The 24,105-nt window shown below is 58.9% G+C and carries 21 protein-coding genes and 2 pseudogenes; 13 read left to right on the top strand and 10 right to left on the bottom strand.

Annotated elements, in window-relative coordinates; all coding sequences use genetic code 11:
• Nucleotides 1-265, top strand: a pseudogene (locus tag M727_RS40035) (IS5/IS1182 family transposase); the annotation flags it as partial.
• A gap of 62 nt (nt 266-327) precedes the next feature.
• Here the strand turns inward: M727_RS40035 and M727_RS0116580 are convergent.
• Nucleotides 328-1,764 carry a polysaccharide biosynthesis/export family protein gene (locus tag M727_RS0116580; protein ID WP_036262418.1) on the bottom strand — a complete coding sequence of 479 codons (1,437 nt, stop codon included), beginning with the start codon at nt 1,762-1,764 and terminating at the stop codon, nt 328-330.
• Nucleotides 1,765-2,119: 355 nt separating this feature from the next.
• Between M727_RS0116580 and M727_RS0116575 the strand changes: the two genes are divergently transcribed.
• The 4 genes from M727_RS0116575 to M727_RS39180 all read left to right on the top strand — a co-directional run bounded on the left by M727_RS0116575 (nt 2,120) and on the right by M727_RS39180 (nt 6,656).
• Entirely contained in the window at nt 2,120-3,436 is a 1,317-nt protein-coding gene (locus tag M727_RS0116575; protein ID WP_027153605.1) for a glycosyltransferase, read from the top strand.
• A gap of 233 nt (nt 3,437-3,669) precedes the next feature.
• Nucleotides 3,670-4,653 carry a class I SAM-dependent methyltransferase gene (locus tag M727_RS0116570; RefSeq protein ID WP_027153604.1) on the top strand — a complete coding sequence of 328 codons (984 nt, stop codon included), beginning with the start codon at nt 3,670-3,672 and terminating at the stop codon, nt 4,651-4,653.
• 25 nt (nt 4,654-4,678) lie between these two features.
• Nucleotides 4,679-5,638 carry a glycosyltransferase family 2 protein gene (locus M727_RS0116565; RefSeq protein WP_027153603.1) on the top strand — a complete coding sequence of 320 codons (960 nt, stop codon included), beginning with the start codon at nt 4,679-4,681 and terminating at the stop codon, nt 5,636-5,638.
• 28 nt (nt 5,639-5,666) lie between these two features.
• The gene (locus tag M727_RS39180) at nt 5,667-6,656 is read left to right on the top strand and encodes a DUF707 domain-containing protein (RefSeq protein WP_027153602.1); all 990 of its coding nucleotides are present in this window, start codon (nt 5,667-5,669) and stop codon (nt 6,654-6,656) included.
• On the opposite strand, the gene M727_RS0116555 is transcribed toward M727_RS39180, so the two are convergent.
• Both M727_RS0116555 and M727_RS42370 read right to left on the bottom strand, forming a co-directional pair.
• Nucleotides 6,643-6,966 (bottom strand): hypothetical protein, encoded by a 324-nt coding sequence (locus M727_RS0116555; protein ID WP_245268684.1) that lies wholly within the window; start codon nt 6,964-6,966, stop codon nt 6,643-6,645. The genes M727_RS39180 and M727_RS0116555 overlap by 14 nt on opposite strands.
• Nucleotides 6,967-7,001: 35 nt before the next feature.
• The gene (locus M727_RS42370) at nt 7,002-7,148 is read right to left on the bottom strand and encodes a hypothetical protein (protein WP_198032650.1); all 147 of its coding nucleotides are present in this window, start codon (nt 7,146-7,148) and stop codon (nt 7,002-7,004) included.
• Between the two features lie 9 nt (nt 7,149-7,157).
• On the opposite strand from M727_RS42370, the pseudogene M727_RS0116545 reads away from it, so the two are divergent.
• Nucleotides 7,158-7,401, top strand: a pseudogene (locus M727_RS0116545) (transposase); the annotation flags it as partial.
• Between the two features lie 26 nt (nt 7,402-7,427).
• On the opposite strand, the gene M727_RS0116540 reads toward M727_RS0116545, so the two are convergent.
• From M727_RS0116540 to M727_RS0116525, 4 genes are all read right to left on the bottom strand, one after another.
• Complete coding sequence (locus tag M727_RS0116540; protein WP_027153599.1) at nt 7,428-8,873, bottom strand: lipopolysaccharide biosynthesis protein; 1,446 nt, start codon at nt 8,871-8,873, stop codon at nt 7,428-7,430.
• Nucleotides 8,874-9,666: 793 nt separating this feature from the next.
• Nucleotides 9,667-10,890 carry a class I SAM-dependent methyltransferase gene (locus M727_RS0116535; protein ID WP_245268683.1) on the bottom strand — a complete coding sequence of 408 codons (1,224 nt, stop codon included), beginning with the start codon at nt 10,888-10,890 and terminating at the stop codon, nt 9,667-9,669.
• Nucleotides 10,887-12,140, bottom strand: coding sequence for a class I SAM-dependent methyltransferase (locus M727_RS0116530; RefSeq protein WP_036262416.1), 1,254 nt, complete (start codon nt 12,138-12,140; stop codon nt 10,887-10,889). Before M727_RS0116530 ends, M727_RS0116535 begins: the two co-directional genes overlap by 4 nt.
• A 10-nt stretch (nt 12,141-12,150) precedes the next feature.
• A complete protein-coding gene (locus tag M727_RS0116525) occupies nt 12,151-12,411 on the bottom strand; it encodes a hypothetical protein (protein WP_027153596.1) in 261 nt (86 codons plus the stop codon).
• A 334-nt stretch (nt 12,412-12,745) separates the two neighbouring features.
• Here M727_RS0116525 and M727_RS43060 point away from each other — a divergent pair, with 334 nt between their 5' ends.
• Nucleotides 12,746-13,198, top strand: a complete 453-nt coding sequence (locus tag M727_RS43060) for a hypothetical protein (RefSeq protein ID WP_348627167.1) — start codon at nt 12,746-12,748, stop codon at nt 13,196-13,198.
• 1 nt (nt 13,199) lies between these two features.
• Complete coding sequence (locus tag M727_RS0116515) at nt 13,200-15,479, top strand: VCBS repeat-containing protein (protein WP_245268681.1); 2,280 nt, start codon at nt 13,200-13,202, stop codon at nt 15,477-15,479.
• A 212-nt stretch (nt 15,480-15,691) separates the two neighbouring features.
• On the opposite strand, the gene M727_RS0116510 is transcribed toward M727_RS0116515, so the two are convergent.
• Complete coding sequence (locus M727_RS0116510) at nt 15,692-17,032, bottom strand: nucleotide sugar dehydrogenase (RefSeq protein ID WP_027153594.1); 1,341 nt, start codon at nt 17,030-17,032, stop codon at nt 15,692-15,694.
• A gap of 259 nt (nt 17,033-17,291) precedes the next feature.
• Here M727_RS0116510 and M727_RS0116505 point away from each other — a divergent pair, with 259 nt between their 5' ends.
• Entirely contained in the window at nt 17,292-18,317 is a 1,026-nt protein-coding gene (locus M727_RS0116505; RefSeq protein ID WP_051505633.1) for an NAD-dependent epimerase/dehydratase family protein, read from the top strand.
• A 23-nt stretch (nt 18,318-18,340) separates the two neighbouring features.
• Nucleotides 18,341-19,630, top strand: a complete 1,290-nt coding sequence (locus M727_RS36615) for a glycosyltransferase family 4 protein (RefSeq protein ID WP_051505632.1) — start codon at nt 18,341-18,343, stop codon at nt 19,628-19,630.
• A gap of 580 nt (nt 19,631-20,210) precedes the next feature.
• On the opposite strand, the gene M727_RS0116490 is transcribed toward M727_RS36615, so the two are convergent.
• On the bottom strand, nt 20,211-21,254 hold the full coding sequence (locus M727_RS0116490) for an SDR family oxidoreductase (protein WP_027153592.1): 1,044 nt from the start codon (nt 21,252-21,254) through the stop codon (nt 20,211-20,213).
• A complete protein-coding gene (gene rfbF / locus M727_RS36610; protein ID WP_036262410.1) occupies nt 21,190-22,029 on the bottom strand; it encodes a glucose-1-phosphate cytidylyltransferase in 840 nt (279 codons plus the stop codon). The genes M727_RS0116490 and rfbF overlap by 65 nt, the downstream gene beginning before the upstream one ends.
• A gap of 89 nt (nt 22,030-22,118) precedes the next feature.
• Between rfbF and M727_RS0116480 the strand changes: the two genes are divergently transcribed.
• The 3 genes from M727_RS0116480 (at nt 22,119) to M727_RS43050 (ending at nt 24,021) form a co-directional block, all read left to right on the top strand.
• The gene (locus tag M727_RS0116480; RefSeq protein ID WP_027153591.1) at nt 22,119-22,943 is read left to right on the top strand and encodes a PIG-L deacetylase family protein; all 825 of its coding nucleotides are present in this window, start codon (nt 22,119-22,121) and stop codon (nt 22,941-22,943) included.
• A gap of 121 nt (nt 22,944-23,064) precedes the next feature.
• Entirely contained in the window at nt 23,065-23,466 is a 402-nt protein-coding gene (locus M727_RS43055) for a hypothetical protein (RefSeq protein WP_027153590.1), read from the top strand.
• A 90-nt stretch (nt 23,467-23,556) separates the two neighbouring features.
• On the top strand, nt 23,557-24,021 hold the full coding sequence (locus tag M727_RS43050) for a VCBS repeat-containing protein (protein ID WP_027153589.1): 465 nt from the start codon (nt 23,557-23,559) through the stop codon (nt 24,019-24,021).
• Nucleotides 24,022-24,105: the final 84 nt, after the last annotated feature.

The following is a 24,105-nucleotide window of genomic DNA, read 5'->3' as shown; positions in this document are numbered from 1 at the left end:
CTTCGACCGCTCGTCGATGACGCGCTGGCGCAGCCGCATGGGCGAGGAGCGGATCGTCGCGCTTTTGCAGGGAAGCCTCAGCATTGCGGTCAAGACCGGGGCGATGAAGCCGACCGACACGTGCCAAGTGACCGTGGACATGACCGTGCAGTCGAAGAACGTGATGGTCCCGACCGACGCCAAGCTCATCCACCGGGCCCACGGACGGCTGGTGCGGCTGGCCAAACGGGCGGGGCTGGATTTGCGCCAGACCTATGTGCGGGTCGCCAGCGCGGCCGCAACATCTACAGCTTTACCTAATCATTCTAGCAAAGTCCGCACGGAAGGCTACGGAATGCCTACAGTATCGCCGGCAGTTTCTGCCTTGAGTTCTAGTCCCGGCGCCTTGTGCCGCTCGCTCGATGTCAGGTCCAGCGCGCCCGTTTCATCCGCAGCCAGTGGTATTTCAACCTTGATCGTGTCTCCGGGCTCGATGGCGCTCGTTTCGTTCGCTTGGATTTGCACTGTCGAACCGTCCGCCGATGGCCGGAAAATCGTGTAGATCGGCGCAGCCAGCTCCGCGTCGGCTCGGCGGGCAAAAAGGGTCGGGGCAGATACCGCTGACTCGTACAATAACCGCCTTGCTGTTTTTGTCTTGCTTTCGAGAGCATCGAGCTCAGCTTGCGTTTGACGCAGGTCGATCGTCACCTCATTTTTGCGCCCGTCCTGGAGCTCGAGAATTGATATGTCTGTTTTACTGATTTCCTGACGCCCGCGCAGCAGACTGGTTTCCGCCGACAACCTCTCGCTCTGCACCTGGGCAAGGGCCCGCTCTAGAGAAAACTCTCGCGGCGCCGCCGCAAGACCTTTGACGACAAGCGTCGAAACCGCTGTCAACTCTTTCTGGATTGAGCCGATTTGCTTGTCGAGGAAAACGAGTTGCGCTTCCAGCGAGGCAAGTTCCTTCTGGAGGAACTCGCGCAGACCACGAAGCGCCTTGACCTGAGTGTCCAATCCCTCGCTGCGCGCTTGGAAGATCAAGCGCTCCTGCTTCAAGAGCATGGCAAATACGTCGTCCTGAGTGCGCGATGTCAACTGGGCCGGAAACTGAATGTCGCTGGCATGCGAGAGTTCCGCCTCCAGTCGCGCCTTGCGAGCGAGGAGACTGGCCTCGCTCAGTCTGAGCAGCCTCACATCCCCTTGGCCCTGGATCACTTCGCGCTCGAACCTGGCATCCCTGTCCTCTCGAGTCCGCAACCCGCCCGCGATGCTCAATGCCTGCAAGACGGTCAGCCCGGGCCGGTATGCGAATTCTCCCGACTGCGTCACCTTGCCGACAACGTAGAACGGTCGGAACTGGACGATCTCCACCGCCGTATTCGGTTTTCTGGCAAGGCCGACACTTTTCATGAGGCTGTCGCCGATCGAATTCGCAACTTGGCCGGCCGTGAGACCGGCAGCCTTGATTTCGCCGACCAGCGGTAGCGAAACGGAGCCATTGGGACCGACCGTGTATTCGTCGTTGAGAGCATCCCAGCCAAAAATCTTGTCGCGTGACGCACGCCATTCGTAGACCTTGACGCGGAGCTTGTCCTGCGGGCCGAGCACATACTCTTTGGCGTTTGCAGCCGAGGCACCCAACATGCAGGCCAGGGACATCCCCGCATACGCCACGACGTGGAGAATGCGCCAACCGTCGCGCCGAGCCGGCAGCTTGCCCAGGCGCCGAACCCGATGATTTGAACGAGCGCCGCTGTCGACTGAAAGGGGCAGTTCCTGGAGCATCTCTTACCTCTGCACTAGATCTTCAGATTATACTCGGGCTCCACCCAACCCCTTGCGACATGTGGAAGGGCTAGTTTGCCGCGCAGGCGTGCGACCACTGCTTGCGAAATGAGCGCGCTATAATCCTAATCCGCCGGCCGCGCCGATACAGCCTGCGCATAAGGTTAGCGTTGATGCGGGCTTAGGCCCATCGAAGTAGGAGGTGTACCTCGTTGGAGTACATCCAGCCTCGGCAGGGTGCGGCGCTTAACCCGATAGGCAGCTTGTTTGGACGGGGCGGACGACACACAGTCGCTGAACATCCGGGCAACAAGAATTCCGGAAAAAGGTGGCAACATTCCGGGGAGGGCAATGCATGCGCCATGTGCGACAGCCGAAAGCAACCACCATGGTGGGCCGTGATGCCAAACATTTGCGATCCATCAGCAAGAAGCCATTTGCCGGCATCGACCGCAATGCGCGCATCGCCGTCGTGCATGATTGGTGCCCGAACTTTCGGGGAGGGGAGCAGGTCCTTGCCCGGATCTGCAAGATTTTTCCGAGAGCCGAGGTTTTCACCCTGTTTGATTTTCTCCCGAAGGAGATCAAGGAAGAGTATTTTCCAGGCGTAATTTTCCACGTTTCCGGCATGAATCGACTTCCCTTCGTGGAAAAGTACTACAGGTCACTATTCTTTCTCTGCCCGTTTATGATCGAACAATTTGATGTCACGGGTTATGACGCGGTAATTTCCTCTTCGGCCGCATTCTCTCGAGGCGTTCTGACCCGCCCGGACCAACTACATTTGTGCTATGTGCACAGTCCGGTGCGATATGCGTGGGACGAGCAATTCTCCTATTTGCAACAGGCCCGCTTGGGATTTGGGCCGAAGGGCCTCGCCTTTCGCTACATGCTTCACAGGCTGCGGACCTGGGACACGAGAACGGCGCACGGTCCTGACCTGATGCTGGCAAACTCGAATTATGTCCGCTCTCGAATCGAACGGATTTACGGCCGCGACGCGCGGGTCGTCCATCCGCCCGTCGCCACCGAGGATCTTAAACTCGTCGTCAACAAGGATGACTACTACGTCACGGCCGCGTTCCACGCCCCGTATAAACGTACGGATCTGATAATCGAGGCGTTCAGCAAAACGCCGTCGCGTCGCTTGGTTGTTGTCGGCGACGAAGTACAATCCAGGCATTTGCGATCGCTTGCCGGCCCCAACATAGTCTTCACCGGCTATCTGCCGCGGCATGAATACATCGAAAAAATCGCCAATGCTCGTGCGATGGTGTTCGCTGGATGCGAGGACTTCGGGATAACGCTTGCCGAGGCCCAGGCGTGCGGCACGCCATTGATCGCTTTCGGCCGCGGCGGCGCGCGCGACATTGTCCGGCCGCTTGGCGAGAGCGCCCATCCGACAGGTGTGCTCTTCGACCGTCAGGCCATCGATTCCGTAGCTGGGGCCATTGATCTATTCGAGAAAAATGCGCTGTCCATTACGCCGCACGCCTGTCGCGTGAACGCGACCCGGTTCTCCGAGGAAAGGTTCGACCTGGCGATACTCGACGCCCTTGGCCTGGCCCAGTCTGTCCAACTCGCTCGCGCGACCGAGTACAATGAACTCTTCGGAGCCGAGAGCTCGACGCGCGATATAACCGGTTCAGTTGTCGAGCCAATTTTACAATGAATTCAGTTGACCTTCACATGGCAAGCAACAGAAAAGCGCTTCGACCGGCCGCGTGCCCGTGCTGCTCGGCGCCAGTCAGCCGGTCAATCTACCGGGTCGAATCCATCCCGGTGCATAGTTGTGTCCTGCTGAACTCGGCCGGAGAAGCCCACGCCTTTCCCCGCCGCGACCTTGACCTCGCATTCTGCGACGCATGCGGATTCATATTCAACAGGGCCTTTGACGAGACGATCATGGGTTACTCGACCAATTTCGAGGAATCCCAGCACTTTTCCAGCACCTTCAACGGTTTCGCGAAAGGACTTGCACGCGAGATTGCACAAAAATGTGCGATAGCCGGCAAGCACGTGTTGGAGATCGGCTGCGGCAAGGGTGAATTTCTCCGCGAACTTTGCATATCGGGCGGCGCCACCGGGCTCGGTATTGATCCAGCCTATCGAGCCGACAAAGGCCGCAATGATGAGTACGGCGACGTCAAGATCATCGTCGACTATTTCGGACCGGACTACCAGCATCTTCAGGCGGATACGGTCCTCTGTCGCCACACGCTCGAACACGTCAGCTCGGTGTCGAGTTTCGTGCGGCTGATCCGCAAGATGATCGGCAAAAGGACCCAGGATTGGGCGGTCTTCGAGACGCCGGATGCAAAACGTGTGCTCGTGGAGAGCGCGTTCTGGGACATTTACTATGAGCATTGCTCCTATTTCAGTCCTGGCGCGCACGCACGCCTGTTTCGCCAGGAAGGTTTCGACGTTACTGATCTGGAGCTCGTATATGACAACCAGTACATCGTTCAGTACGCCCGGCCGTCAGCCGGCCGGACGATGCCGAGACTACCGCTCGAGCACGATCTGGAAGTGATGCACCGTTTGGCGGAAACCTTTCCCGCTCGCGTGCGTGCGGTTCAGGATTTCTGGCAGGAGCGCATCCGCGCCGCATACGCCGCCGGCCGGCGGGTCGTCCTGTGGGGCGGCGGCTCCAAGGCAGTGTCGTTCCTGACGACCTTGCAGCTTGGAGACGAAGTCTGGGCAGCAGTCGACATCAACCCCTACAAGCAAGGCAAGTTTACGCCCGGGACCGGTCATCCGGTCATCGCGCCAAGCGACCTGTTGGACACTCCGCCTGATCTCGTCATCGTCATGAACCCGATATACCTCAACGAAGTGGCGCAATCCTTGATTGCGCTGGACCTGCGACCGGAAGTCGTCGCGGTCTGACGTCCACCCCAGAAGGAGCCTGGAAATGGAACATTCCAAGTCGCCAAAGGTATCCCTTGGTTTACCCGTCTACAACGGCGAGAATTTCCTGTCCGATGCGATTCAATCGATCCTCGATCAGGATTTCGGCGATTTCGAACTTGTCATCACCGATAATGCTTCGACGGACAGGACAGCGGATATATGCTTGGAATTTGCGCAGCGGGACAGGCGCATACGCTATGTCCGAAACGTTCGCAACCTGGGAGCCGGTGCCAATTTCAATCGAGCTTTCCAACTAAGCACAGGGGAATATTTCAAATGGTGCGCGCACGATGACCGCTTGAGCAGTGGTTTCTTGACAGACTGCGTGCGTGCGCTTGACGCGAATGCCCGCCACGTCATTGCCTACCCGCGACTGCTGGGGATCGACGAGACCGGTCAGCTAACTTCCTATGTCGAAAGGGTGCTGCCGGACATGGGAGGATCGACGCCCGCATCCCGCTTCCGGTTGATGGTTGCTGCGCACGGTTGGGACGCTGCGATGTTCGGCCTCTGGCGCCGGGCGTCGTTAGCTAAAACGACACTGCACGAGCCCTACTACGGCTCCGATTGTGCGCTTCTGGCCGAGTTGGCTCTTCTCGGGACGTTTGTTCATGCGCCCAACGCGATACTATACAGCCGTGACCATCCGACGCGCTCGGTGCGATTGCCAAGCTCCGAGCGATTGGCTTGGCAAAATCCTGATGGCTCCACGGCGAATGCCTTTGAATTGTCAAGGCGGCTAAAACACCTCGTCGCAATTGCCTATCGGCACAGGCGCACAGCACCGTTGGGCATGACACTGCTTCATCTGGTTGCGTGGATCTTGGATCCGCTGCTTATCGCGAGATTGTTCCTGGAACTTGTAGGCGCTGTTTCTCCGCAGCTTCGTACCAAGCTCCGCGGCGCCGGCTTGGGAGCTCTGAAACGCATTCATGCCGTGTCAAACCGATCGCCTGCCTAGAAACGAGTGATCCGCCGGGAGGCTTTGTATGAACCTTCGCCAAGTCACGCCCGCGGCCGCAGCAGTGTCAGCCTTCCGAAAATTGCCAGAGAGCTCGGGCAAGAGAAATCTAGTGATCGTCCGGGCGGGGCGTAGCTCTTTGCATGCCGGCTGGACTGAGGGGGCGGGCGACGCCGACTTCGATCTTCTCGTCGCCGCCTACGAGGCTGGCGTCTCCCATGGACAGAACGATTTCAGCGTATTTCTCCCGGGACGCAAGATCGCCGGCTATCATGCCTTGTTTCAATGCTACCCTGAAATTGTGACGCGATATGATCTCATTGCACTGATCGACGATGACATCGAGACGACGAAGCTGGACTTGAATCGTCTGTTCGCCATCGGCCGCCGCTATAAACTTGATCTGTTTCAGCCAGCACTGTCTTGGGACAGCTATTTCTCCTACGCAGCGACGCTTGTCAGCGGCGAGCGATACGTGTTGCGATATACCAACACGGTCGAGATGATGTGCCCGGTGTTCAGCGCCAGGTGCCTGCAAACGGCGTTGAATTTGTTCGGGCTCGGCTACGAGACGGGAATAGACCTTCTTTGGACCCGCCTGACTGACATGCCTTGGTTGCGGTACGCCATCGTTGACGATGTCGTTGTAAGACACACGCGGCCGGTCGGGACAACAAAGTCGCTTCAAGGTTTCGCCGCCAACGAGAGTTATGACGTGCAGATTGATGCTGTGCTCAAGAGGTTCGGCGCTGCGTTTCGCGGGTTCGTAACCTATGCAGCGGTGGACCGGCGCGGCCAGCTCATCCGGTCTCGTTTTCTGATCGGCCTTAACTCCCTGTCCCTTTGGCGGGCGCTGTCCAAGACGCCACTTAGATGGCCGCAGTTTATGCGCCGCTCGACCGACTATACGCGACACTGCTGGCTGAGGCCGGTCAACCTGCAACGGATCGACGTCGATGGAGTGATAAAGTCAGGCCATCAGCCGCAAAGGGTGGATCGCAGGATCAGGCAACGATGATATCGGGGGCAAGACCAAGCTCGTGTGCCGCCTGGGCAACTTCGTCTCGATAGAGCGGGTTCATCACGATGATTGACCGCACGGGTCGGCCGCGCAGGCTCTCCGGCCCAACCACAGCTGTGCCTGTGCCTGGAGCAAAGCGCCCTTGCTTGTGCGGGTTGACGTCGACGAGAGCGCTTATCCGCGCGCCCTCGGGAACGACGTTGACGAAAGTGATGCCCTTTGATCCCGCACCCCAGACAAGGTAATGGGTAATCGCGCCACCAGGGGCGACTTTGTCGCGATAGTTTTGGTCGAAGCGGCGGACCAAGGTGTCAATCCTTCCAGGGCTTGAAAGACCAGCGTTCATCCCGGTTTCGGGAGGCTTGCTTCGATGAAGAGATACTGGTCACGGTCGCGTCCCCACAGGTGGTGTAGCTCGGCGGTAGCGAAGCCGCTCGCGAGCGCGCCCTCGATAGCGCTGTAGCGAGCGAGCGGCTTTGCGGTGGTCATCAACAGAACCTGCGCGCGCTCGTGGAGAAGACTCCGGAATTCCGATCTCTTGCGCGAGATGATTGGCTTTGCCGCCGAGCGGCTGATGGAGCTGGAGGTTGGGGCCGCCACCGGCGCCGGCTATGGCGAGAAGCCCGTTGCGCACGGCCCAGCGCAACGGCTATCGCGAGCGCGACTGGGAGACGCGCGCCGGCACCGTCGAGCTGAGCTGCGCATCCCCAAGCTCAGGAAGGGCTCCTATTTCCCCGGGTTCTTCTAGAGGTCGCGCCCGACACCAAACTAGCCGCGAAGCCTGAGGAACAAGTCTCGCGCATTGAACAGGTCAGAGCGCACCAGCACGAAGAGAGCCGTACAATAGACAGCGGCTCCAAGGCCAATTGCGCTAATAAGAAGCGTCTCCTGCGCGGCGTGCTCAGGCGCGCTGCTTAGCCACGCGCTGACGGCGCCGAACATCAGGAGGGCGGCGAGAGCCAGTCGTGGGAAGATCTCAAGGGGTCTCAGCACGTCGATACGCGCGATGCGCTGAGCGTAGAAGAGGAAGACTGGTAGGAGGACCAGGCCGCAGGCTACGAGCGCCACCATTGTCATCTCAAGGCTGATCTGCGCAGTGACGGACAACAGCATCGTTGCGACAACAGAGTAGGCTATGTTCAACTTCAGGATCAACCTGGAGTGACCCATTGCAAGGATCGTAAACGCGCAGAGGCTGTCAATCGTGCGTTGCAGGCCCAGCAGCATGAGTATCTGGACAGCGACGACCCCGCTGGCCCATTGCGGGCCGAAGATAAAGGGAACCGCGATCGGTGCGATCGCGGCAAATCCGACGAATGCAGGAAACCCCGCTATCCCAGCGATGCGGACGGTCGTGTTGAAGAAACGGTCGATCTTTTCGGGTTGATCTTGAATCCGTGCCACAGTGGGCATAGTGACAGCCATCAGCGGACTGAGGAATACTTGCACCAGAAGGTCGAGCGGACGACGGGCGAGAGCATAGACTCCGACCGCGTGGGGGCCGAGGAACGTGCCGAGTAGGACCTTTGGAATTTCCTCATTCAAAAAACTCCAAAAAGTCTGGACGATAAGCGGGCCGCCAAATCCTAATAGGTCACGAACCTTTGCATAGGAGAAGGTCAGACGGGGCCGCCAAGAACTGCCAACGAGAAGGACAGCGGTTTCCACAGCCGCTTTTGCAAGGTGCATCCAAATCATGCTCCATACGCCGAAACCGGCTATTACCAAGACGATGCCGAGTGTGCCGCCGACGACGGTGCCGGCAAGTGTACGCAACGCGAACAAGCGGAACTCGAGTTGGCGCTTCAACACAGCCGCAGGTACCGACGAGAGGGCCTGAATTACGACGACCACGCTGCTCCAGCGGATGAGATCTTCGAGAATGGGCTGTCCGAACGCTGCAGCAATCAAACCGGCAGACATCCAGATGAGCCCGCTAATCACTGCGCCGCTCGCGGCGAGAAGCCAGAAGGCCGAGTCAAAGTGTAAGGACTCAATTTTAGGGTGCTGAATGAGTGCCTCCGGTATTCCGATCGTGACCGGAACAGCAAGAATGACGGGTACAACCATCGAGAGGGCGGCGAGGCCGAATGCCTCAGGTCCGAGGTGCCTGGCCAATACGACAAAAATGGCAAACATGGCTGCTTGCCGCCCCCATGTTTCGACTGCTGTCCAAGCTGCGCCGCTGACAATCTTCGCGCCGATCGATGTCATCGCATGTCTCTTTGCCCGTTGGAGGACGGAACTGCGACCTTCGATCGCGCAGTCAAGGCTTTCCGTCTTCGTCTCACGGCTGCGCCGCTAGCGATCTGGCCTGGTCTACGTGAATAAAAAGGAGAGCCGTCGATCTCTCTCCGGCCATCGTTTATCGAGCTGGAATCTCGCGAACGCAGAGTCGTCGCGGGACACAGATGGCGTTTCGCATGTTTGCTCGTCATTCTATTCCACCACCCACAAGCACGCACGGCTGAGGATGCTGTGGTTGGCGAGGAACGGTGGCTGCATCCAGTTCTTATTGGTCATAGGCAGCTCCTCTGGAAATCCTCTTTGTAGCGCAATCAAATTAGGCGGTGTTAGCTGATATCCTGATGTTATCGCTGCGGCCGCGTTGCCGGGATTCGAATTCGTTCGAGTGCATCTTGCAAACCTTACGCCGGAGCGTGGGAACGTAAACGTCCCCAAACGACGTATGTCTTACGCACCCGGGGCAGTTTGGTGCAGTCCGATTACCGATGGACCATCCCGCGTCCCACACGCCCATCCGCGCAGGCGATCAAGAAGCGGGGGCTACCTCTTTCAGCGCTGGCTGATATTCAAGGGCAAACGAGGTGCGCCGCGGCAATCAAAGTGAGAGCGCCTCTCTGCCAGATTGTCGGGCTATAACGAGGCGAGAAAGTCCGATGATTCTTGGTGTAATGGCCATGTTGATCTCGACCGGCACGGTCATTGGAGTATCCCCTACCAATCCCGTTCTGCGCTTTCGTGCCGCCGCGGTTGAATTGAACTTTCATGCAACCGCAATCTCGGGTGTGAAGCCGAGTTCCGCTACGAGACTGGTGATCTCCTCGCGGTAGAGCGGGTTCATGACGATGATTGATTCGACTGGCTGGCCGCGCAACTCCTCCGGAGCAAGGATCGGAGTGGCGGTTCCTGGCGCAAAACGACCTTGCTTGTACGGATTCACATCGATGATCGCGCGGATCCGATCAGCGCCTGGCACCACGTTGACGAATGTAATGCCCTTCGATCCCCCTCCCCAGACGACGATCTGCTGGGGATTGCGCCTCGCGATGTAACCACCCAATCGCTCGATCTTGTCGCGATAGGCGCGTTCGAAATCGCGGACGAGCATCTCGATTTCGCGGCTGTCAACGGAAGTAGCGTACTTGGGGGCAGCCGGCCGCGCCTCAATGTAAAGATACTGGTCGCCGAAAGATGTCCCTGCATCCAGCACTCGAAAGCCAGCCGTCTCGAACACCGCGTTCAGCGAAGCGGGCGTGAAATAGGAGGCGTGCTCATAAATGAGGTCCCAGATTCCCATATCCCGGAGCGTGTAAAGGACATTCGGGACTTCAAAGAAGAACACCGTCTCCGGTCCGATGCCCGGATGGGCGCGAAGGGCGCGCAGGAATTTCACCGGCTCGGCGATATGTTCGAGAACCTGGCGGCATACCACCAGGTCAGGACGCAGATCCGCGTAGGAATCGCCGAACCAGTCGTTGATAAATCGTACTCCAGGGACCGCGTCCCCCCGATTGTCCTCGAAGCTCTTGTCGAAACCGATTCCCTGCGCACCGCTGATCAAGCTTAGCCGCTTCAGGAAATCCCCCTTGCCGCATCCTATATCGACGATCGTCTTCCCCGAGAGCGCGTAGGTCCTGCTCAGGCGCTCGGCCAGCGTTTCAACAAACGCCACGAAACGGGGGGAGAAATGAAGCGAATTCTCGTAGCTTTGCGTATAACCGATGCGATTTTCCTCGAATGAGGCGTTGAAGACGTGCGTGCAGCCGAGGCAGAAGGTAGTCGCAAATCTGCCGGTCTGTGCCGCGCGCGCCGATGCCGCGTCCGCACAAAGCGCGTTGCAGAGCAGGGGCAACGCTTCGAATAGCACCGAATTGAGCAGATTTCGCTGACCGCAGACCAAGCAATCGGTTCGAATGGAACCCGTCGACTGCGTCGGTCCATCGGCTTTCAGGCAAGCCATCTGTGCGCGGTCCGCCTGTTTTGTCATATGATTCTCGGCGTTGGGACGGGGAGGATGAATTTTCCGCCGCGTGCACGATACTCGGCCTGTTGATCGACAATTTCGTCTACGAAATTCCAAGCAAGGAGAAGGACGTAGTCGGGTTGCACCTCGAGAAGCGCTTCAGTCGAGCGGATCGGCAGGCGCTGTCCGGGCATATATTTGTTGTGTTTATAGACGTTGCGATCCACGACGAAGTCCACGAGGTCGCGTCCGATGCCGACGGTGTTAATCAGCGTTGCTCCCTTGGCTGCCGCTCCATAGGCGGCAATCGTGGCACCCTGCGACTTTAACCGGCGTAAGAGCGTGGAAAGGTCGCGCTTCAGCGCGTCGACCTTGGTGGAGAAATCGCGGAAATAGCCGATCGCATCGATCCCGCGCGAGGCTTCATGGGCAAGCTGTTCCTTTACTGTCGCACCCACGTTCTCGCGCGATTCCACATAAAGGCGCAGCGAACCGCCATGGATTGAAAGGTGCTTGACCTCATTGAGGTAAAGCCCGTGGCGGCGAAAGAGCTTATCCAGTGCAGTAACTGAAAAGTAGCAAAGATGCTCGTGATATATCGTGTCGAACTCACAATGTTCGATCAAAGGTTCGACATAGGGTGCCTCGATAACCGCCACACCGTCATCCTTGAGAAGTCGGGCAATTCCTGCCACAAATCCGTTGGTGTCGGCCACGTGGGCGAGCACGTTATTGGCATGGATAATGTCCGCGCGCATGCCTTGCGCGCGCAGCGTTTCAGCGAGATCGCGGGTGAAGAATGCACAGCGCGTGGGCACGCCGACCCTCTCGGCAGCGGCGGCAGGTCCGTCGGCCGGATCAATTCCGAGCACCCGAATTCCCGCCTCGACGTAGTTCTTCAGCAGATAACCATCATTGCTCGCCAATTCGATGACAAGGCTCTCCGGGCCAAGACCGCGGCGGTTGATCAGATCAAGCGCATTCGCACGCGAATGCTTTAAGAGAGCAGGGGAGAAAGAAGAATAATATGGATAAGAATCGGCAAAAAGAATTATCGGATTCACCGTCTCGGTGATCTGGACGAGGCTGCAGTCTTTGCAGAACGCGACGCGCAGCGGAAAAATGGGCTCCGGTTCGCCGATGTCGCTGCTGGTGAGAAGGCGATCGGCCAGTGGCGTTTTACCGAACTCGAGAAACGTCTCAATGCCAGTTCCACCGCAAGATCGGCAGGCCCGCTCGGTTACCGACTTCGCATCTAGGCACATCATGTCCATATCGTCCCCCTTAGCCCGTCTGCTTTGGCCAGAACGGGAACGCGACCAGGTGCTCGTCCAGTTCGCAATCGCGGATCAGCTTTTTCACGTGGGCGATGCGCTTGAAGCGCTCCCCCTCGAACTCTTCAAGCAAGAGACCAACAGTGCCGAATGCCTCGTAGAGCTGCGCGACGTCGCGTCGGGCCGTCCGTTGCGGCTTGAACGCGTGCAGGCTCTCTGTTTCCTCGGCCAGCCGTGTCCCAAATCCGCCCGCGAGGATACCCACTTTCATAAAGTCTTCCCCACCAACAAACACACGTCTCGAACGTCCGTGAGTTCTGTTACCATGGGCGATCGGCGTTCAACAACGCGAGCGAACGGATGATGGAAGCGCACCAATGTGGACCTTTAGGCGGACCTTCAGCACCATGCTTGATAGTCAATTGCGACTGCGACTTAGGCCGTTTGAAGTAGGCGACTGGTCAGCGTCGGCTGTCATTGTTGCGCCGCATCCGGCCTCGGGTGCCTAGGTCCGTTTTGGTTTTTGTCACCGATGGCGCCGCGTCCTCATCGCGACCTTAGGCAGGACGACACGCGAGGCCGGAGCCATAGAAGCAGTTCATCGTTTGGGCGCATCATCCGAAAGTGTTACATTCTTACGCCTTCCAGGCGGGGCGGCCAATCATCACGTTCATGAGATAACACATGCGGTCGTGTCGATGCTCAACTCTTGGCGGCCGCAGAGCGTTTTCGGGAACTATGCAAAGGATCCGACTTCCGATCATGTCGCCGTCAATGCAGCAGTTCGCGCGGCGCTTCGTGCTTATGGTCGCCCTGTTACGGTATTCGAGTATCCAGTCTGGATTGGTACCATTGCGTCGTCCGCGCTCAATAGCCTCGCCTGTCTTGGCGATGTTATCGGCGTAATGCGGGAAGCGCTGGCGGCGCATGCGTCGCAGACGCAGCGCCTGGAGAACCAAGATGAATGGCAGACGCTGTCGGACTTATCGGGGGGAGATTTCGTCGGGCGGTTGCTGGCCGACTACGAAATGTTCACACGCTACGAAATCAACATTTAGCATGTTCGGCCGCCTGATCGCGGTCCTGATGATCGGGTACACCCTCGCAAGTTGCGAAGCCGCTCGGGGACAGGGACCTCCCGAAGAAATTCTACAGTCGGGTCTTGTTTTTGAACGCAAAGAGATTGCCCCCTATTCAGGAGACGTAAAGCTTGTTGGCGATATAGACGGTGACAGTCGACTAGATTTCGTTCTTGGCGGCTTCCCCGAGGATGCGATGTCTTGGTGGCGGTGGCCCGATCTGGTTCACACCGTAATCGCGAGGCCCCGCGTCGAGTTCACCACCGACGGAGTGCTTGCCGACATCGATGGGGACGGTGATCCCGACATCGTCACGGCCGATGGGCCCGATGCTGTCAATCTCGTCTGGTTCGAGAACCCGCGGCCGAATGGTAACCCGACCCACGGTCCCAGCTGGAAGCGTCGGGAAATCGGTGCAGTCGGCAGCTGGGGCAAAGACATCAAGGCGGCTGATTTCGACGGGGACGACCTCGTTGATATCGTCGTTCGAGCGCCTGGCGAAGTGATGATTTTCTTCCAGGAAAGCCCCAGTTCCTGGGCCCGCGTGGGCTTGTTCTTCAACCTTGGCGAAGAGGGAATGGCAATCGGCGATATTGACGGCGATGCTGATGTCGATCTCGTCTTGCACGGAGTATGGGCGTCGAATCCAGGGGCAGCGGCAGCACGCGATGCAGCACTATGGCGCAGCTACGAGCTTGGTCCGTTCAATCCTGCATTCAAGGCGCTCGTCACCGACCTTGACCAGGACGGCCGCGCCGACATTCTGACTTCAAGTTCCGAGCACACTGACGACGTTGCCTGGTTCCAGCCTCTCGCCGGACCGACGGGCCGCTGGATCCGCCATGTCATTCAGCCTTCTGTCGCGGGTGCCCATACGCTGCAGGCCGCCGACATGGACGGAGACGGGGACAACGATGTCGTTGTCGGGCAGATGCATACGACCGAGGAGCGCAAGCTCGCGATCCATTACAATGTCGACGGGCGAGGAACGCGCTGGGTCCGTCAAGTGATCGACGATGTGGGTCTCCACAACGGCGTCGTCGCCGATGTCGACAGGGACGGTGATTTTGACATCTATGGGGCGAACTGGGTGGGCAACCCGCCTGTCAGAGTGTGGATCAATCGGCTGGATCCGCCTGCATCGGTCCGCCTCGACCGCTGGAACTATCATCGCATCACGAACGGGCACGTCCGCTCCTTTGGGATCGCTTTTTCCGCCATGGATGGTGATGATCTCACTGACATCATCTCGGGTCCGTTCTGGTACCGTCAACCGTCCGAAGCCTGGAACACAGAATGGGAACGGACCCCGCTTGCCGAGGGTGTGGACGCGGTCGCAGCCCTGGATCTCGATGGTGACGGGCGCGGGGAGGTCATAGCACAGCGCGGCGGAGGCAGGGCGCTGCACCTGGTGTGGCTCCATGCCGAGGACATTGAAGCGCACCGCTTTGAAGAGCACGAGATCGGAGAGGTTCCCGCCGCCAGTCATGAGCTCGGCTCTCAGGGCCATGTGCTAGCCCAGGTCGTAAAAGGTGGGAAGCCGGAGCTGGCGGTCTCGAGTGGCGGTGGGGTTTTCTATTTTAAGATTCCTGACGATCCAACAGTCGAGCCATGGCCGCGCACCCGCATCTGCGCCGAAGCGTCTGATGAAGGGATCGCATTCGCCGATATCGATAGGGACGGTCTACTTGACCTTGTCGCCACGACCGGCGATGCAAAGACGGCCGCATGGTGGCGCAATCCGGGTGACGGCTCGCCAGACTGGGAGCTTCGGCATGTTGGAAAAGTTCCTGAAATGGTCTATCCCGACCGCGTCGCGGCCGCCGATCTTGATGGCGACGGACGTGCGGACATCGTCGTGACCGAGGAAAATGGCAAAGCCGACAGCGCTAAGGCGTATTGGTGGCACAACCCCGGCGACAGCTCCTCCGACTGGAAGCAACACGAAATCACCTCGCGCGGTTCCCTTAATAGCCTTTCAGTGTCCGATATGACTGGCGACGGCAGGCCGGATCTTATCATGGGCGAGCATCGCGGCGCACTTCGTCTCTCGAGCTGGCATAATCTGGGTGGGGGACGGTTCATCGAGCAGCTGGTCGGCGAAGGGATGGAAAGCCATCTGGGAGCAAGGACGGTCGACCTCGACGGTGACGGGGATCTCGACATTGTGTCGATCGCATGGGACGCATTCGAAGCGATCCATGTCTGGCGGAATGACGCGGTCGGCAAGGATGCTGATGGCGACCAAAAGGCCCGCTGACGAGGAGGGGTGAGCATCGGCCGGCGCCGCATGAACCGTAGCGACCTCGGCCGGCTCCACCTGTTTACACGGCTGCGCGGGCGCTCATGCCTCGACGCTCAAGTCCGGGAAAATGCGCTGCGCTGAATGAATTCAACCGCTCGACGTGTTATGTTAAACCATTCGACGTTGTCGCTAGCAGGTTGACCAAGCCAGTGCGCAAGTCGGGCCGCTCATGCCTTTACGACGTTGTCGGTGCGTGACTGACTACGCGCACAAGCATTTCTGGTATCGATCACCAGCTTTGCGTGCTTGGTGATGTTCTGCCAATCAATCGCATCATGATCTGTCGAGATGACAACGGCATCATACGATGCCAAACTGCTAGCGCAGATATCCACAGAGGGGCGACCTGCCAGGGTGGCGTACTCTCTTGTTCCGGGTATCTCCGGTACGTAGGGGTCGTGGTAATCAACGACTGCCCCGCGTCGCTCCATGATGTCGATCAGCTTCAACGATGGGCTTTCTCGTGTGTCACCCACGTTTTTCTTGTAGGACATCCCGATCACCAAGATCCGCGAACCGCTCAGGCCGCGGCTGGCTCGCCGGTCCAAGGCCTCCACAAGGCGGTCAACCACATAATGCGGCATATTCGTGTTGATTTCACCGGCAAGCTCAATGAAGCGTGTTGTTACTTCGTACTCTCTTGCCTTCCAGGTCAGGTAGAATGGGTCGATCGGGATGCAGTGCCCGCCGAGGCCGGGGCCTGGATAAAACGCCATATATCCGAACGGCTTGGTCTTGGCGGCTTCGATCACCTCCCAGACGTCGATGCCCATCCTGTCAAAAATCACCTTTAGCTCATTGACCAACGCAATGTTCACAGAGCGAAATATGTTCTCTGTCAGCTTCACAGCCTCTGCCGTAGCGGTGGAGGCCACGGGAACGGTTTGCACGATGATCTGGTCATACAGTTCCTTGGCAACCTGTAGGGACGATGGGTCGTCGGCGCCTATCACCTTTGCAACTTTGGCGGTGGTGTGTACGTCGTTGCCTGGGTCCACCCGTTCGGGCGAATAGGCGAGAAAAAAGTCCTTTCCTAGAGAAAGGTTCGTCGCCTCGAGCAGCGGCTGCACGACCTCTCGCGTCGTTCCTGGCCAGGTCGTCGACTCCAGAACGACAAGTTGACCAGGGCGCAGCCGCTCCGCGATCGCACGTGCGCTGTTTTCGACGAACGACAGGTTCGGCTCCCGGTTTTTGGTAAGCGGCGTTGGCACCGCTATCAAGATCGCGTCGGGTTCGCTTAGGTCGGCGAAATCGCTGGTGGCGCGAAACCGCTTGCTGTCGACAGCCACTTTGATGGCAGCACCAGGCAAATGATCTATGCCTGTTTCTCCGCGGTTAAGAAGTGCAACCCGAGACGCGTCGATGTCGAAACCGATGACTTTGAACCCCGCGTCCAGCGAGATCATGGCGAGCGGCAGACCAACGTAGCCGAGGCCCATGATGCCAATGGTGTAATCCCGCGTTCGGATGCGGTTAACCAGTTCCTGAAGGTCTGGAGCAGTCTGCATGAGATGCTGGCAACTTTCGCTTGAATGTCGACAATAAAGGATCGCCTCAATTACCGCGGGGAAGCAGTTCACAGCAATCAGCAAAATGTATGCGCTTAGCCAGCCCCAGAGCTGAAAATAGCATGGATTGAACCATTGGGAGAACAGCCGAAATGCTTACCCCAAGCCACGTTGTCAAATAAACCTGGCCCTGCCACATTTGACTTTCAAGCGACGTCCTAAAGGGATCTGGGAGCCACCTTCGCTCGCGAGATCGAAGATGCCGCGTTTGGCGAAGGGACGCACACTGCGTCAGTCGATTAAACTGGTTGAGGTGGGGAATATGACGCAATCGATCCTGGTAACTGGTGGAGCGGGCAATATCGGCAGCGCCCTCACTCGCGCGTTGGTCAAGCTACCTCAGACCCAGGTGGTCGTCGCTGACAACCTGTCGACCGGAAGTCGAGACAAGGTACAAATAGACGCGGGCAATCTGACCGTAGTAAAGGCGGATGCGAACGATTTCGACGACATCTCGTCGTTGTTCTACCGCTTCCATTTCACCCACGTCTTCCACTTCGCAGCCGTGGTCGGTGTGCAGCGGACTTTGGCAAATCCGTTGCTCGTGCTGCGCGACATCACCGGTATCGAGAACGTGCTGAGGCTATGCAAGAACACCGGCGCCGAGCGTGTCTACTTCGCTTCGTCATCGGAGGTATATGGCGAGCCTTTCGAGATTCCCCAAAACGAGAGCACCACGCCGCTTAACTCTCGTCTGCCGTATGCAGTGGTGAAGAATCTTGGAGAGGTCTATCTGCGCACTTTTCAGCGTGAGTTTGGACTGCCATTTACCATTTTTCGTTTCTTCAACACCTACGGACCACGTCAGAGCGAGGATTTCGTTCTGCCGCGATTTGTGCGTGCCGCCCAGCGCGGCGAGCCCCTGACGATTTACGGGGACGGTTCGCAGACCCGCACCTTCTGCTATGTCGACGACACGGTTGACGCTTGCATCGCGGTTCATCGAACGCGCGCGCACGAGAACGAAGTGATCAACGTGGGCAGCGACGTGGAAATGAGCATTCGACAGCTGGCCGAGTTTGTCATCGAAGTGCTGGGCTCGTCATCGAAGTTGGAATTCCGACCGCCCCTTGCGGAGGGCGACATGACGCGCCGCTGTCCTGACACGAACAAGATGAAGGCTATATTGAACCGTCCCCTGGTGCCGCTCGAAGAGGGCATTCGCCGCCTCGCCGACCACCTCTCCCGACCGGAAGACCGCCCTGCACTTAGAAGAGTCGCCTGAACGAGCTGACGGTGGGGAGTGACATGAAGCTCGTATACGTCGGTCAGCCGTACGATAGACTTTTTCCGCCTGTTCAAAACTCAATCGGTCTGATCGTCTACAATACGGCGCTGCGGCTCGGCGAAGGCCTGCAGATTACGCTCTATGGCAAGCATTATCGAGACGACACGGTGCCCGCGGACCTGCCGTTCGCGGTGCGGCGGGCTGCGGCGCGGCGTGACCGCGCGTTGCAGCGGATCATCCACCAGTTTCCGCGCCTGGCGCGCTGGCTGCGGCTGGATCGGAAGGCCGATGACCACTCGCAATATCGTAACACGGTTCGTCGCTACCTCGCCGTCGATCGACCAGATATCGTCCATTTGATGAATTACTGGGCATGGTGCCGGGAACTGAAGGCAGCCAGCTCATCTCATCGGCTCGTGCTTGAGATGCAGTGTGAGTGGCTGTCACAGCGTGACCGCCATCAGGTGGCCCGTCAGCTCACGGTGGTGGATGCGGTGGTCGCCGTCAGCGACCACATCGCAAGCACCTTTCGTTCTGCATTCCCGGACTATCCTGGCGTCGTTGCCACTGTCGGTAATGGCGTGGACGTTTCTTACTTTCGGCCGAGCGAGCAGCGGGCCTCCGCATCCACCAGAACCCGACGTGCCATCTTGTTCGTTGGGCGGGTATCGCCAGAGAAGGGGCTTCACACACTGATCGAGGCCTTCAGTGAGGTTGCGGCCAGGTTTGCGGACGTCGACCTTCGGATCGCAGGGCCGCAATCGCCGCTTTCGGTAGACTTCCTGACCAGTCTCTCGTCGGATCCGCGGGTTACCGCATTGAACCGTTTCTACGATCGCTGGGGCAATTGCAAATATCGGGAACACTTAGAAGAACTCATCGAGAGCCACGGGTTACGTGATCGAGTTCACTTCGTGGGCAACGTGCCCCACAAGGACCTCGTAGCGACGTACCATGAGGCCGACATTGTGGTGAATCCGTCACTCAGTGAGAGCTTCGGAATATCGGTCGTGGAGGGCATGGCCTGCGGGATACCGGTGGTTGGAACGCGCGTGGGCGGGATGTGTGAATCCATTCTAGCTGGCAGCACCGGGATGCTGGTCGAAGTCGATGCTCCTGGCGAGCTCGCCCAGGCATTGATCACGATGCTGGAGGATACGGTCCGGGCAAGCGAAATGGGAAGCGAAGGGCGCAAGCGTGCCGTCGAGCTGTATTCGTGGGAGGCGCGCGCAGAACGGCTCAGGTCAGTCTATCAGAAACTGCGCCCAGGCACGCCGGTCCATGTTTCCACAAAGATCGTGAGCCATTGAGCCTTAGCGGTGGGCGGCGCTCGCCAAGTGCCTCGCAGCATGTAGGCCGATGTGATGAGCATGCGGCGACCCTCAGTGTAGCGCTCAACCCGGTGGGAGTATCGGTTTACGGCCAACCCGTGTCGGATTGAAATGGGCCCGTCAGGCCCGCCGTTCTTTTCCCTAACGGGCGTCAGGGCACCCAGCCCAAAGGGCGGAGAGAGGCCGAGTGAACCTGTTCTACAATTCGCAACACATTGCTGGTGGCGAGGCGGTGGCCTCGGGATCGTAACGCGACACGGCGACCAGATTTTGCGCGACGCATCCAGAAAAGCCGGCGTATGGGCTGGTCGGAGTTCGAGACCCTGACGGCGCGCGGGTCGGGAAGAGCCGAGTGCGGGAAAGCCGCACGCCCGGATCTGTGAGGGCGAAAGCCGAATGGCTGAGCTACTCGACCTTGAGGGAAAGCCTATCGGCTAGGGGCGTCGTGCCGAGCTTCAGGAAAATGTCGATGTGACTTCCGCCGCAGGAGCGGCAAACCTGCTCGGTTACAGAGCCTGCACCAGCAATCATCATGGCCATGGCTCCCGGCTGTGTTTGTTCAAACCGCTACCGCTAACTGCGACGTGCGGCGCAGATCGGTATCCAGTTCGCCATCTTGGATCAGCTTCTGCACATGGGCGATGCGCTTGAACCGCTCGCCCTCGAAATCCCCAAGTGCAAGGCCCGCCGCGCGAAATGTGTGATAGAGCTGTTCGATACCGCGCCGCGCTGTCCATTGCGGCTTAAACCCGTGCAGGCGGCGACCAATATAGGTGCAGTCGACGCGATAGCACCGTTTGTCTGGCCCGGCGTCGGGCGCGAACTTCACCCGGCTGTCGGGAACGATCGTTTGCACCAACTCCGCGATCTCCCGAATCTGATAGTTTTCCGTGGTCAAGCCGACATTGAATGCCTCGTTGTGGACCAGCTCTCGCTCGGCCTCGAGTACCGCGATATAGGCCAGCGCAATGTCTTCCACATGGACGATCGGACGCCATGGCGAACCGTCGCTCTTGAGATAGACCAGGCCGGTCGTGTAGGCCCAGGCGGTCAGGTTGTTGACCACCAGATCGAAGCGGATGCGAGGCGACAGGCCGTAGGCAGTGGAAGCACGCAGGAATGTCGGGCTGAACGATTGATCTGCCATCGGCGCGACCGCTCGCTCCACATTTGCCTTCGAGGCGCCGTAAGGCGTAACCGGGTTGAAGGGAGCATCTTCAGTTAGAAAGCTGTCGCCGGCCGCGCCGTAATTGCTGCAAGAGGAGGCATACAGGAACCGCTGGACGCCGGCGGCCTTGGCGAGCTGCGCAAGCCTTACCGAAGCGCCGCAGTTGATTTCCTCGGTAAGCAGGGGTCGGTAGTCCCCCAACGGATCGTTTGACAGTCCGGCGAGATGGATGATCGCGTCGAAGCCGGCGACGTCGTCGATTTCGATGTCGCGGATGTCTTTCTCGATCGTCGGCACTTCGGCCAACGTCCCTACGAAAGTGCATGACCGGAAGATGTCGCTGTCCAGGCCGGTGACGTCATGGCCGCGTTCAAGCAGCATCGGAGTCAGGACGGAACCGATGTAGCCGAGGTGGCCTGTAACCAGAACTTTCATCGATCGATTCCCATGTTTTCCAGGGCGCTTGCCCGCTGTCCCACAATTTTTGAAGGAGATGCTTTTCGCGGATGGTGTCCATGCATTGCCAGAAGGATTCGTGGCGATATGCCATCAGTTGGCCGTCAGTCGCGAGCCGCTGCATTGGCGCGTGTTCGAACATGACATCGTCGCCGTCGATATAGTCCTTTATGCCCGGCTCGAGCACGAAGAAGGCGCCATTGATCCAACCCTCCGAGGCCTGTGGCTTTTCCGTGAAGTCGACGACGCGATGGCCATCGAATTCGATGTGCCCGTAGCGTGCTGGCGGACGCACCGCCGTCATCGTTGCAAGCTTGCCATGCGATTTGTGGAAGGCGATCAGCCTATCAAGGTTGACGTCCGAAACGCCATCGCCCCAGGTGAGCATGAACGTCTCGTCGCCCATCCAGTCGATCAGGCGTTTTATGCGGCCGCCCGTCAGCGTATTCAGTCCCGTCTCCACAAGATCGACGGACCAGTCAGGCAGCGAGTTCGAGTGGCGCTTGACGCTTCCCGATGCAGCATTGACAGTCAAGCTGCCATCGAATGCGACATAGTCGCTGAACCAGCGTTTGATGTATTCGCCTTTGTATCCCAGCGCGACGGCGAATTCGCGGTGTCCATAGGCATAATAATGCATCATGATATGCCAAAGGATCGGCTTTGCTCCGATTTCGACCATTGGTTTCGGCCGGATCTCGGTTTCTTCCGCCAGCCGTGTTCCAAGTCCGCCAGCAAGAATTCCTACCTTCATTGTTTTCTCACCCCAATCGCCTACAGTGTTTTGCTACCATGCGCAGGTCGGGTTGAACCACACCGAAGAAGGGATGATCGGAACCATCGATGCATGACGTCAGGCATACGATTGGCGCTATGCTCGATAGAGCGATGTGTAACCAGTCTCATCCATTCGACGTAGCAGACTGGCAGGCATCGGCGGTCATCATCGCACCCCATCCCGATGATGAAACGCTGGGATGTGGAGGGGTCGCCAGCAAGAAGCTTAGCTCGGGCGCCGATGTCCAGTTTATTTTCGTCACCGACGGCTCGGCGTCGCATGCAAATCGGGTTAACGGCGAGGCCCTACGGATCATCCGTGAGGGTGAAGCGATCGAGGCGGTTTGCCGGTTGGGCGGATCTGCTGATCGGGTGAGATTTCTGCGAGTTCCCGACGGCATGGCTAAGCATCATGTCGGCAAGATCGCAGACGCGATCGCTGAGTTGCTTTTCGCTTGGCAACCACAGAGCGTGTTCGTCACCCATGCAAAAGAGCCGCCGGCGGACCATGTTGCCACCAATCTTGGCGCGCGAGGCGCGCTGCAACTGTATGGCCGGCGCGTGACCGTGTTCGAATATCCCGTCTGGTACTGGTATCAGTGGCCGTGGGTTCGTCTGCACGATCGAGTGCTTGGATTCAATCGCACCGCATTGCGGCAAACGGTCCGGACCCTTGCAGGTTTGCGGGGCGTTAAGTTGTTCAACTCCCACGCTTTTATCGGCGACGTGATAGATGTAAAACGTCACGCGCTGGCAGCTCACCGGTCCCAGATGGAGCGGCCGGCGGGACTCGACGACTGGCCTATCCTGGCGGATGTAGGTGGGGGCGATTTGCTGAATCGGCTGCTGAGCGAGCACGAGATGTTCACGCGATACGAGCTTAATGCGTAAACGTAGGCGGCCTGAAGCGTCTCGGGAGGAGTCGGCGGGGTGGCCATGACCTGTTCGGGTTCGACCCAAAGCTGCGGTGCGGCTTCGATCCCTCTGCGACTTTACTTGCGGCCCGTTTTGGATGCGCCGCCGTTCCATCCAAGACAGAGCCTCGGGTCCGTTCTGGTATCGCCGGCCGGCCGATCCCTGGCAAGGTGAATGGGAACAGATCCGGCTCGGCGAGGGAGTGGATGCGATCGCGGCAATCGATGTTGACGACGGACGCGCGGAAGTGATCGCCCAGCGCGGCGGGGGCGAGACACTGAACCTGGCGTGGCTTCAGGCGCAGCAGGCGTCAGCGCGGGGCTTTGAGGAACGTGCAATCGGCGAGGCCGGCAGCCACGAGCTCGGGGCTCAGGGCCATGCACTGGCGCAGATCGTCGAAGGCGGCCGGCCGAGGTTGCGGTGCAAGCGGTGTCGGAGTGTTCTACTTTCCCATCCCCACGACACGGCGGCGGGGGCCGCTAACCCGCATTTGCCCTGAGGCCTCTGACGAGGGGATCGCGTTCGCCTATATCGACGGCGACATCCTGCTTGACCTTGCGGCCACTACCGGCAACGCAAAGGAGATCGCATGGTGGGGCAATCCGGGGATGGCTCTGCCGACTGGCGGCGCCGCGACGTCGCCAATGTCCCCAACATGGTCTATCCGGACCGCGTGGCGGTCGCCGATCTGGACGCCGACGGACGAACCGACATCGTCGTGAGTGAGGAAAACGGGCAGGCCGACCATGCGAGGGCCTATTGGTGGCGCAATCCCGGCGACCTCAGGCCAAACTGGGAGCAGCAGGAAATTACCTCGCGCGGCTCGCTCAACAGTCTTTCGGTGGCCGATATGAATGACGACGGCCGGCCAGACCTCGTCATGGGCGAGCACCGCGGCGCCCTGCGCCTTTCGCTCTGGCGCAATCTCGGCGGCGGGCGGTTCATCGAGCAGTTGGTTGGCGAGGGCGTCGAGAGCCATCTCGGCGCCCGCACGGTCGACCTCGACGGCGACGGTGATCGTGAGATCGTTTCGATCGGGTGGGATGCTCCCTAAGCGATCCATGTCTTGCGCAACGATGCCACCGTTCCATCGGACCGGGAGGCCGGGCAGGTACCCCCAAGATGAGATATGGCCCGA

It is taken from the genome of Mesorhizobium sp. WSM2561, assembly GCF_000513915.1.
Classification (GTDB): Bacteria; Pseudomonadota; Alphaproteobacteria; order Rhizobiales; family Rhizobiaceae; genus Mesorhizobium; species Mesorhizobium muleiense.
Note: the sequence above shows the minus strand (reverse complement) of the source record. Positions and strands in the feature narration are given on the sequence as shown.

Bases quoted from the DNA above. Each gene is read 5' to 3' on its own strand.
- M727_RS0116580 (WP_036262418.1), bottom strand. From the start codon at position 1,764: ATGCTCCAGGAACTGCCCCTTTCAGTCGACAGCGGCGCTCGTTCAAAT.
- M727_RS0116575 (WP_027153605.1), top strand. From the start codon at position 2,120: ATGCGCCATGTGCGACAGCCGAAAGCAACCACCATGGTGGGCCGTGAT.
- M727_RS0116570 (WP_027153604.1), top strand. From the start codon at position 3,670: ATGGGTTACTCGACCAATTTCGAGGAATCCCAGCACTTTTCCAGCACC.
- M727_RS0116565 (WP_027153603.1), top strand. From the start codon at position 4,679: ATGGAACATTCCAAGTCGCCAAAGGTATCCCTTGGTTTACCCGTCTAC.
- M727_RS39180 (WP_027153602.1), top strand. From the start codon at position 5,667: ATGAACCTTCGCCAAGTCACGCCCGCGGCCGCAGCAGTGTCAGCCTTC.
- M727_RS42370 (WP_198032650.1), bottom strand. From the start codon at position 7,148: ATGACCACCGCAAAGCCGCTCGCTCGCTACAGCGCTATCGAGGGCGCG.
- M727_RS0116540 (WP_027153599.1), bottom strand. From the start codon at position 8,873: ATGACATCGATCGGCGCGAAGATTGTCAGCGGCGCAGCTTGGACAGCA.
- M727_RS0116535 (WP_245268683.1), bottom strand. From the start codon at position 10,890: ATGACAAAACAGGCGGACCGCGCACAGATGGCTTGCCTGAAAGCCGAT.
- M727_RS0116530 (WP_036262416.1), bottom strand. From the start codon at position 12,140: ATGGACATGATGTGCCTAGATGCGAAGTCGGTAACCGAGCGGGCCTGC.
- M727_RS0116525 (WP_027153596.1), bottom strand. From the start codon at position 12,411: ATGAAAGTGGGTATCCTCGCGGGCGGATTTGGGACACGGCTGGCCGAG.
- M727_RS0116515 (WP_245268681.1), top strand. From the start codon at position 13,200: ATGTTCGGCCGCCTGATCGCGGTCCTGATGATCGGGTACACCCTCGCA.
- M727_RS0116510 (WP_027153594.1), bottom strand. From the start codon at position 17,032: ATGCAGACTGCTCCAGACCTTCAGGAACTGGTTAACCGCATCCGAACG.
- M727_RS0116505 (WP_051505633.1), top strand. From the start codon at position 17,292: ATGCCGCGTTTGGCGAAGGGACGCACACTGCGTCAGTCGATTAAACTG.
- M727_RS36615 (WP_051505632.1), top strand. From the start codon at position 18,341: ATGAAGCTCGTATACGTCGGTCAGCCGTACGATAGACTTTTTCCGCCT.
- M727_RS0116490 (WP_027153592.1), bottom strand. From the start codon at position 21,254: ATGAAAGTTCTGGTTACAGGCCACCTCGGCTACATCGGTTCCGTCCTG.
- rfbF (WP_036262410.1), bottom strand. From the start codon at position 22,029: ATGAAGGTAGGAATTCTTGCTGGCGGACTTGGAACACGGCTGGCGGAA.
- M727_RS0116480 (WP_027153591.1), top strand. From the start codon at position 22,119: ATGCATGACGTCAGGCATACGATTGGCGCTATGCTCGATAGAGCGATG.
- M727_RS43055 (WP_027153590.1), top strand. From the start codon at position 23,065: ATGCGCCGCCGTTCCATCCAAGACAGAGCCTCGGGTCCGTTCTGGTAT.
- M727_RS43050 (WP_027153589.1), top strand. From the start codon at position 23,557: ATGGTGGGGCAATCCGGGGATGGCTCTGCCGACTGGCGGCGCCGCGAC.